Origin of the sequence: Azospirillum isscasi, from assembly GCF_030849505.1 — a bacterium.
GTDB lineage: Bacteria > Pseudomonadota > Alphaproteobacteria > Azospirillales > Azospirillaceae > Azospirillum > Azospirillum isscasi.
This window is the reverse complement of sequence record NZ_JAUJFI010000214.1, coordinates 1-7,795: the sequence shown is the minus strand read 5'-3', so window position 1 is coordinate 7,795 and position 7,795 is coordinate 1. Positions and strand designations below refer to the sequence as shown.

At 69.7% G+C, this 7,795-nt stretch carries 12 protein-coding genes; 11 read left to right on the top strand and 1 reads right to left on the bottom strand.

What is annotated here, in order from left to right; all coding sequences use genetic code 11:
• Window positions 1–205: 205 nt before the first annotated feature.
• Complete coding sequence (gene motA / locus QSG27_RS26215; RefSeq protein WP_306711394.1) at window positions 206–1,093, top strand: flagellar motor stator protein MotA; 888 nt, start codon at window positions 206–208, stop codon at window positions 1,091–1,093.
• 13 nt (window positions 1,094–1,106) lie between these two features.
• On the top strand, window positions 1,107–2,057 hold the full coding sequence (locus QSG27_RS26210) for a flagellar motor protein MotB (protein ID WP_306711392.1): 951 nt from the start codon (window positions 1,107–1,109) through the stop codon (window positions 2,055–2,057).
• A 12-nt stretch (window positions 2,058–2,069) separates the two neighbouring features.
• Here the strand turns inward: QSG27_RS26210 and QSG27_RS26205 are convergent, their stop codons facing one another.
• The gene (locus QSG27_RS26205; protein ID WP_306711390.1) at window positions 2,070–2,702 is read right to left on the bottom strand and encodes a YitT family protein; all 633 of its coding nucleotides are present in this window, start codon (window positions 2,700–2,702) and stop codon (window positions 2,070–2,072) included.
• A gap of 516 nt (window positions 2,703–3,218) precedes the next feature.
• Between QSG27_RS26205 and QSG27_RS26200 the strand changes: the two genes are divergently transcribed.
• The 9 genes from QSG27_RS26200 (at window position 3,219) to QSG27_RS26160 (ending at window position 7,576) form a co-directional block, all read left to right on the top strand.
• The gene (locus QSG27_RS26200; RefSeq protein ID WP_306711388.1) at window positions 3,219–3,509 is read left to right on the top strand and encodes a RebB family R body protein; all 291 of its coding nucleotides are present in this window, start codon (window positions 3,219–3,221) and stop codon (window positions 3,507–3,509) included.
• Window positions 3,510–3,609: 100 nt separating this feature from the next.
• Window positions 3,610–3,879, top strand: a complete 270-nt coding sequence (locus QSG27_RS26195) for a RebB family R body protein (protein WP_145626298.1) — start codon at window positions 3,610–3,612, stop codon at window positions 3,877–3,879.
• A 91-nt stretch (window positions 3,880–3,970) separates the two neighbouring features.
• Window positions 3,971–4,237 carry a RebB family R body protein gene (locus QSG27_RS26190; RefSeq protein WP_014200161.1) on the top strand — a complete coding sequence of 89 codons (267 nt, stop codon included), beginning with the start codon at window positions 3,971–3,973 and terminating at the stop codon, window positions 4,235–4,237.
• A 96-nt stretch (window positions 4,238–4,333) separates the two neighbouring features.
• Entirely contained in the window at window positions 4,334–4,606 is a 273-nt protein-coding gene (locus QSG27_RS26185; RefSeq protein ID WP_306711375.1) for a RebB family R body protein, read from the top strand.
• A gap of 111 nt (window positions 4,607–4,717) precedes the next feature.
• Window positions 4,718–4,951 (top strand): RebB family R body protein, encoded by a 234-nt coding sequence (locus QSG27_RS26180; RefSeq protein ID WP_306711373.1) that lies wholly within the window; start codon window positions 4,718–4,720, stop codon window positions 4,949–4,951.
• Window positions 4,948–5,448, top strand: a complete 501-nt coding sequence (locus QSG27_RS26175; protein ID WP_306711371.1) for a RebB family R body protein — start codon at window positions 4,948–4,950, stop codon at window positions 5,446–5,448. The genes QSG27_RS26180 and QSG27_RS26175 overlap by 4 nt, the downstream gene beginning before the upstream one ends.
• Before the next feature lie 61 nt (window positions 5,449–5,509).
• The gene (locus QSG27_RS26170; protein ID WP_306711370.1) at window positions 5,510–5,860 is read left to right on the top strand and encodes a hypothetical protein; all 351 of its coding nucleotides are present in this window, start codon (window positions 5,510–5,512) and stop codon (window positions 5,858–5,860) included.
• Window positions 5,861–5,882: 22 nt separating this feature from the next.
• A complete protein-coding gene (locus QSG27_RS26165) occupies window positions 5,883–6,944 on the top strand; it encodes a hypothetical protein (protein WP_306711368.1) in 1,062 nt (353 codons plus the stop codon).
• A gap of 83 nt (window positions 6,945–7,027) precedes the next feature.
• On the top strand, window positions 7,028–7,576 hold the full coding sequence (locus QSG27_RS26160; protein WP_306711366.1) for a hypothetical protein: 549 nt from the start codon (window positions 7,028–7,030) through the stop codon (window positions 7,574–7,576).
• Window positions 7,577–7,795 lie beyond the last annotated feature (219 nt).

Here is a 7,795-nt window from a genome sequence, read left to right as displayed (position 1 = left end):
TGGGCCGGGCTTCTCGACGCGCTGGCCGTCCCGGCGGAGCCGGCGGGCAAGCCGCTGTCCAGCGCCACGGTCACCGGCCAGCTCGCCGCCGCCGACGCGCTGGCCGGCGTCGTGCGCCGGTGGACGGCGCCCCACAAGACGGCTCCCCACAAGACGGCTCCCTGAGCCCGATCCCCCAATTCGGCCGAGCCGGAGGACTCACATCATGCGTTTGCTGTTCGGAATCGTCGCGGTCTTCCTGAGCGTGCTCGGCGGCTTTGCCGCCATGGGCGGGCGGATGGCCGTGCTGTGGCAGCCCGTGGAGATCATCATCATCGTCGGCGCCGGAATCGGCGGCTACGTGATCGCCAACTCCATGTCGGTGCTGCGCGGGACGATGCGCACCATCGGCGCGGTGGCCCGCGGGCGGCGCACCAGCAAGGACGAGTATCTGGACCTGATCTCGCTGCTCTACGTCCTGCTGCGGCAGGCGAAGTCGAAGGGCGTGTCAAACATCGAAAGCGACATCGACAAGCCGGAGGACAGCCCGATCTTCGCCCAGTACCCCTCGGTCTTCCGCCAGCCGCGCTGCGTCACCTTCCTGTGCGACTACATGCGCCTGATCGCGCTGGGCCAGGACAACCCGCACGACCTGGAAGCGCTGATGAACGAGGAGATCGACACCATCGGGCGCGAGCTGAACCAGGTCCCGAAGGCGCTGCAGAACCTGGCCGACGCGCTGCCGGCGCTGGGCATCGTCGCCGCCGTTCTGGGCGTCATCAACGCCATGGGCGCCATCAGCGAGCCGCCGGAGGTGCTGGGGCACATGATCGGCGGGGCGCTGACCGGCACCTTCCTGGGCGTGCTGCTGTCCTACGGTCTGGTCGGCCCGATCGCCGCCGCCGCCCGCCAGCGCCGCGAGGCGGAGCTGACGCTGTTCATCTGCGTGCGCGCCGGACTGGGCGCCTATCTGCGGGGCAGCCCTCCGCAGGTCTGCGCGGAGTTCGCCCGCAAGGTGCTGTTCGCCGACACGCAGCCCAGCCTCGCCGAGGTCGAGGTCGCCACCACCCTCTCCTCGCAGGCGAAGGCCCGCGAGGCGAGCCAGACCGCCTGAGGGACGCCCCGCCATGCCCCGCAAGCGCATCGAGCCGACGATCATCGTCAAGCGCCGCTACGGCGAGGAGGAGGAGGAGCACAACAGCGCCTGGAAGCTGGCCTACGCCGACTTCGTGACGGCGATGATGACCTTCTTCCTCGTCATGTGGCTGATGAACATCACCACGGTGGAGCAGCGCAAGGGCATCGCCGACTACTTCAACCCGGTGGCCCTGTCCCAGTCCAATTCCGGCGCCGACGGCATGCTGGCCGGGCGCGCGGTGGACAAGTCCGGATCGCTGTCCACCCCCAACGCGCCGGGGGAGCACAGCGTGCCCGTCGCGGCCCCGCCCGTGGTCGCCTCGCTGGGCGAGAGCGACCGCGAACCCGCCGGGCGCAAGGACCCCATGCCCCACCCGCCCGGCGGCCAGAACCGCCCGGACCGCGACGCGCGGGCGGAGCTGGAGGCCCTGCTCGACCGCCAGACCGCCGCCCTGACCGAGCAGCAGGGGCTGGAGAAGGCCGAGCGCGACCTGCGCAGGACGCTCGACTCCATGCCGGAGCTGGGCTCGCTGGCCGACAGCGTGGTCATCCAGCAGACGCCCGTGGGGCTGCGCGTGCAGCTCACCGATCAGGCGAAGGTGTCGATGTACAACGTCGGCTCCGCCCAGATGAACGAGCAGGGGCGGCGGCTGATGCGGCTGGTCGCCGGGGCCGTCGCGTCGTCGCCGAACCGCCTCAGCATCACCGGCCACACCGACGCGCTGGGTTATGCGGAGGGGGCGAAGTACGGCAACTGGGAACTGTCCAGCGACCGCGCCAACGCCGCCCGCCGCGAGCTGATCGCCGCCGGCGTGCCGGCCCGGCGGATCGTCCGGGTGGAGGGCCGCGCCGACCTCGACCATCTCGACTCCGCCAACCCGCTGGCCCCGCAGAACCGGCGCATCAGCATCACCCTGCTGAAGACCGCGGCGGGGGAATAGCCCCCCTCGCCGTCAGCGGGCCACGTACCAGTCCGTCCGGTGGTTGAAGGCGACGAAGGCGTTCAGCACCGCCGCCCCCAGCATGGAGGCCAGCACCGCCTTCCCGTCGATCACGAAGACCGCCATGGCGAAGATCACCACGTCGAACATGGCCTGGAGCCAGCCGGCGCGGAACCCCGTCTTCTCCTGGATGTAGTAGGCGAGGATGCCCACCCCGCCACCGCTGGAGCCGTGGCGGAACAGGCCGATGACCCCGATCCCGATGCAGAAGCCCGCCAGCACCGCCGCCACATAGGGGTGCAGCACGTCGTAGCGGATCGCCTGCGGGGCCAGCGTGGTCAGCACCGAGATGCTCGTCACCGCCAGAAGCGACCGCAGGGTGAAGCGCCAGCCGATGCGCGCCAGCGCCAGCGCGTAGAAGGGCAGGTTCACCACGAAGAACACCGGGCCGAAATCCAGCCCCGTGGCGTAGGCGATGACGAAGGACAGCCCCGCCGCCTGCCCGGTGATCAATCCGGCGGCATGCAGGATGGAAATCCCGAACGCGGTCATGATGATGCCGAAAAGCTGCCCCTGCGCATTATCAAATGCACTGTGAGACGCCTTTTTGACTTCGTTTGTTGCAACGGCAGTGTCGGCGGGCACGGATACTGCACAATTCTTGGTCACGCTGGATACCTTCCGGACTTCATACCGGCTCGACAGTATCACCAAAGACCAGACCAAGAATAGAGCGGCGTGAGATCGTTCGCTGCACCACCCATCCGCAAGCCCCGCCCGCGGTGCGGCGCCGGTTCCCTCTCCACCGCCCTTGCTGCCCTTGCCTCCGCCGTCGATTCCGCCGGATGGCGCCGGTCCCGTCCGGCGGACCGGCAGCGCGGCGCCGCGGAGTTGCACGGCCTTTCACCCACCGCCGCGCAACAATCCGTCCCGCCATCGCCACACGCTTTCCCCGCATCGGCGGCCCCGGCGCAACCCAAGCGCACAAACTTCGCGCGATGCGCCGGATTCTTTCGCCGAATAGACCAATCGCACCGCGGCTTGCATCGCTACAGTCGCATCGTCCTCCACACACACATCCCATGGTCGCATGCGGTTGTGTGAACGGCGGACGCCACCAGCGGCCGCCTTTGAAACCGGCCCCACCAGTGAGGAAAGACAATGGCATTTCCGACCGCCGTGAACGACCAGATCACCGATTCCGTCACCCAGGCCAACACCAAGGTTCTGGGCGACGCTCCGGCGATCGCCATGGGCAATCTGTTCCAGGCCACGGCCCAGGCGCTGGCCAACGCGGCCCACAACGCCACCAACGCCCAGCAGCAGTCCTACGTGACCGCGCAGGCCGCCACCACCCAGGGCGTGGCCACGCTCTACTCGGTCGACACCGCCTCCACCGGCGTGGCGACGAAGAGCATCCTGAGCACCGGCGTCAAGGGCCTCGGCTCGTAAGCCGGACCCGCCGCGCCATCGACGATTCAAACCACCCGCGCCACCCCGCCGTTCATGACGGGCGGCGGGCGGGCGCCGGACAACCGAAGAGGACGAACACATGGCTTTCCCGACCGCCGTGAACGACCAGATCACCGATTCCGTCACCCAGGCCAACACCAAGGTTCTGGGCGACGCCCCGGCGATCGCCATGGGCAACCTGTTCCAGGCCACGGCCCAGGCGCTGGCCAACGCGGCCCACAACGCCACCAACAACCAGCAGCAGTCCTACGTGACGATGCAGGCCGCCACCACCATGGGCGTGGCCACGCTGTACTCGATCGACACCGCCTCCACCGGCGTCGCCACCAAGTCGATCCTGGGGGCCTGATGAGCCGACCGGCCAGGACCGGGGGCCGGACGGCGCCCGGAACGGGCCGCCGGCCATCCATCCCGAACCATTCGCCAAGGAATAACGTCAGATGGCTTTCCCGACGGCAGTCAACAGCCAGATCACCGATTCCGTAGCCCAGAGCAACGTCCAGGTCGTTGGCAGCTCGCCGGCGATCGCCATGGGCAACCTGTACCAGGCCACCGCCCAGGCGCTGGCCAACGCGGCCCACAACGCGACCCTGGCGCAGCAGCAGATGTACGTCACGGCGCAGGCCGCCACGACGACGGGCGTCGCGATGCTCTACTCCATCGACACCGCGACCACCGGCGCCGCCACGTCGAAGCTCCTCGGCTGACCGGACGGCGGACGCGGCACCCGCCGCCGTCCGCCGGACCGCCGCCGGCGCTTTGGCCTCGAACCAACGCAACATCCGATGTAAGGAGCTGAAACGATGGCTTTCCCGACCGCCCTGAACAACCAGATCACGGACTCGGTCTCCCAGGTCAACACCAAGGTCCTGGGCGACGCCCCGGCCGTCGCGATGGGCAACCTGTTCGTCGCCACCAGCCAGGCGCTGTCGAACGCGGCCCACAACGCCACGAACAACCAGCAGCAGTCCTACGTGGTGATGCAGGCGGCCACCACGCAGGGCCTGTCGACCCTGTATTCGGTCGACACGGCCACCACCGGCGTCGCCACCACCCAGATCCTGGGTCTCTCCTAAGGGGAGCCGGCGGGCCGCTTCCGGGAAACCGGGGGCGGCCTCCGCCGCAGGTTGAAGCGCCCGGTCGCGCGGAAGCCCGTGTCCGCAGGAGTTTGTGGCGGGAGTGTGTGAATGCCCGACGGAGCCTCCGCCAGCCCTGCCGGATCGGTCGCGGCGAACACGGCGATACCGCTTGGCCTGACCCCATCGCTGGCGATGGACATGACCTACGTCGCCATGGCCGACAGCGTCGGCCTGGCCATGCAGAACGCCGTCGCCAACCAGCAGCGCGCCCAGGTCATCACCGAGGCCGCGCTCGCCCAGGTCCTTACGCTGATCATCACCAAGGGAACCGCAAAATCATGAGCGACGAAGGCACCATGAACACTCAGGTGATCGACGCGACGTCGGACATCGTCACGCTTCTGACGGGACAGTCCCCCGCGCAGTCGTTCGCCATGCTCGACGCCGTGATGGTCGAGACGCTCGGCATGGCGATGCACAACGCCGTCCACCGCCAGCAGAACGCGGGCATGGTCAATTCCGCCGCGGTCACCGCCGCCTGCGCGAAGATGCTGTCTGTGCCCTTCCCCACCACGGCGCCGCCGCCGCCGCCCTCCGGCTCGTCCACGTCCGGCGGCACCGCGTCGCCGCTGCAACCGCTGACCCCGCTCCTGACGACCTCGCTCACCACGCTGCCCTCCACGGTCACCGGCGGCAGCGGGAACAGCACCGTCGCCTCCGGCAGCGGAAACAGCACGGTGACCTCCGGCACCGGGAACAGCACCGTCACGAGCGGCACCGGGAACAGCACGGTGACCTCCGGCAGCGGGAACAGCACCGTCACCGGCGGCGGGGCCTGATCGACGCCACGCCCACCCCACAGCGCCCGGCCGCCCGGGCCGCAACGAGCAAGGAGCCTTCATGTCGGAGCCCACGAAGGTCAATGCGCAGATCATTGACGTCATAAACCAGACGCAGACGGCGACCATGAGCCAGCAGGTCGTCACCACCAGCGGTGCCGGCAAGGCCTATCAGGCGGTCGCCCAGTCCACGGCCATGGCCGTGCAGGACGCCACGGACACGCTGCGCAACGTCTCGACCATCGCCACCACGGCGATCGGCGTGGCGATGGCGCAGCTTCTGGCGACCGGCGACCCCAAATACGTCACCGCCCTGACCCAGGCGCAGGGAATGATGACGAGCGCCGCCAGCGACTTCACCAGCATCGGTACCGCGGCCTCCACGGTCCTGAAGAGCTTCCCGTCAAGCTGACCCTTACGCAGGTGCCCCCACCATGACCGTCTCTGTCGCCAACAAGATGATCCAGAACCGCGCCGGGCTCACCGACCTGGGGCGGCTTGCGCTCGCCTTCATCGATGGCGGGTCGGAGTGGCTCGACTGGGCCATCAGCAACGCCGGTCCGCGCTACGATTTCCCGGACGAGAGCACGCTCGTGGAGCAGGTCCAGCAGGGTCTTCACGCGACGCGGCTGGCGCTGCTGCCCACCATGAAGCTGATGGTCAGCCCGGTGAAGCTGATGACGCTGGGGGTGGACAGCCTGCGCACGCTGGCCGACGCCGAATCCGGCAACGCCAGCGCCACGGTGTCGGCCCAGGTCAAGCGCATCCTCGCCGACCACAATCTGATGACCCAGGACGATTTCGCCGCCGGCACGTCCTTCCTCGACGGGCTGGGAGTCTCCGGGGCTCCGGTCTTCCAGTTCATGGGCTTCGACGAGCAACTGGCGGTGCAGGAGCTGCTTTACCGCAAGGAAAGCCAGGGAACGGCCAACCCCGAGCTTCAGAAGGAGGCCGCCGCCTTCGCGGTGGACCAGGCGCGCACGGTGCAGGAATTCGCGGACTACTATCAGTTCTACCTGATCTACGTGAACCGGCTGGGCGCCTTGACCGCCACGCCGGACGACCGGAAGAAGAGGACCGCCGGTGCGCTGGAGACGATCCTGCCGCAGCTTTTCGGCTTTCTGGAATGCCCGCAGGTCGGGCCGCTGGCCGCCCCGGCGGAGGTGGCGCGGGCCGTCACCAACTGGCAGAAGCGCGGACGGGTGATCGGCTTCGCCCGCCTGTCGGACGGCGCTCTGCAGGTCGTCCGGGACACCGCCTTCAAGGACGAGACCGGCGACGCGGTGCGGGTTCTGGTGACCGGCTATCTGGCTGCGGCGCAGGCCATGCTGTCGGCGACGCCGCCGCAGCGCGGCATCATGGGCCAGGACGGCGCGTCCTGCCTCTTCCCCGTCTTCGGCAAGGGCAACCAGGCAGAAATCCAGATGGGGTCCGCGGGGGTGATCTCGCTCCGCTGCTTTCGGCCCGATCCCCCCGCCGCCGCCACCGCCGCCTGACCCGCAGCCGCAGCCGCAGCCGGAGACGCCGACGGCCCCGGCATCCGCACCGCAAAACCGAACCGGACGAAGGAGATCGAAGGATGGGCGTTCCCCAGCCCCCCAGCAGCCCGAACGCTGAACCGCCGGCCGCTCCCGCGGCGCCCGAAACACCGGCTCCGGCCGCGCCCACGGCGGATGCGGCGGACGCGGCGACGGCCCCCGGCGCTCCGCCGCCCTTCGATTCGGATGCGAAGACGCCCGTCGAGATCGCCAGCGCGCTGCTCGACCATGCGGTCAAGAGCGTGAGCGCCGCCGCCGAGCAGGCGCTGGCCGCCGTCGAACAGGCCATCCAGCTCGCCGGCCATGCGGTGGAGGCGATCCCCGGCCTGACCGCGCATCCCGGCGGCGGCGGCGACGAGCCCGGCGCCATGTCCCAGGCGTACAGCGCAATGTCCCAGGCGAACGAGGCGATGTCGCAGGCGCTCCAGGCGGGCAGCGGCCTCGGCGCCGGGGGGCAGGCGATGCAGCAGGCCGGCGAGCAGCAGCAGAAGGCCATCACCGCGGCCAACGAGGCGGCGCAGCAGGCCATGGCCGCGGCCAGCGCCCAGATCGCGCGGGCGATGCACAGCAAGGGCGATCCCGCCCTGTAGGGATGCCGCCGTTTCCGCACATCTCCGAACCGAGCCGAAGGACACCCCCGCATGCCGCCCCGCACGCGCCGGACACTGATCGTCGTCGCGCCCGAATCCCTTCCGCCCACCCCGGTGGAGGCGAGCCTGGACGCGGTCGCCGCCGCCGCGTCGCAGGCGCTGGGCCTGCCGGTGGCGCGGGCATCCCAGCGCGACAGCCTGCGGGGATGGACCGCCGCC

Excerpts from the sequence above, each read along its gene's own strand:
- QSG27_RS26190 (WP_014200161.1), top strand. The coding sequence starts at position 3,971 with ATGGCTTTCCCGACGGCAGTCAACAGCCAGATCACCGATTCCGTAGCC.
- motA (WP_306711394.1), top strand. The coding sequence starts at position 206 with ATGCGTTTGCTGTTCGGAATCGTCGCGGTCTTCCTGAGCGTGCTCGGC.
- QSG27_RS26180 (WP_306711373.1), top strand. The coding sequence starts at position 4,718 with ATGCCCGACGGAGCCTCCGCCAGCCCTGCCGGATCGGTCGCGGCGAAC.
- QSG27_RS26200 (WP_306711388.1), top strand. The coding sequence starts at position 3,219 with ATGGCATTTCCGACCGCCGTGAACGACCAGATCACCGATTCCGTCACC.
- QSG27_RS26195 (WP_145626298.1), top strand. The coding sequence starts at position 3,610 with ATGGCTTTCCCGACCGCCGTGAACGACCAGATCACCGATTCCGTCACC.
- QSG27_RS26185 (WP_306711375.1), top strand. The coding sequence starts at position 4,334 with ATGGCTTTCCCGACCGCCCTGAACAACCAGATCACGGACTCGGTCTCC.
- QSG27_RS26175 (WP_306711371.1), top strand. The coding sequence starts at position 4,948 with ATGAGCGACGAAGGCACCATGAACACTCAGGTGATCGACGCGACGTCG.
- QSG27_RS26170 (WP_306711370.1), top strand. The coding sequence starts at position 5,510 with ATGTCGGAGCCCACGAAGGTCAATGCGCAGATCATTGACGTCATAAAC.
- QSG27_RS26165 (WP_306711368.1), top strand. The coding sequence starts at position 5,883 with ATGACCGTCTCTGTCGCCAACAAGATGATCCAGAACCGCGCCGGGCTC.
- QSG27_RS26210 (WP_306711392.1), top strand. The coding sequence starts at position 1,107 with ATGCCCCGCAAGCGCATCGAGCCGACGATCATCGTCAAGCGCCGCTAC.
- QSG27_RS26160 (WP_306711366.1), top strand. The coding sequence starts at position 7,028 with ATGGGCGTTCCCCAGCCCCCCAGCAGCCCGAACGCTGAACCGCCGGCC.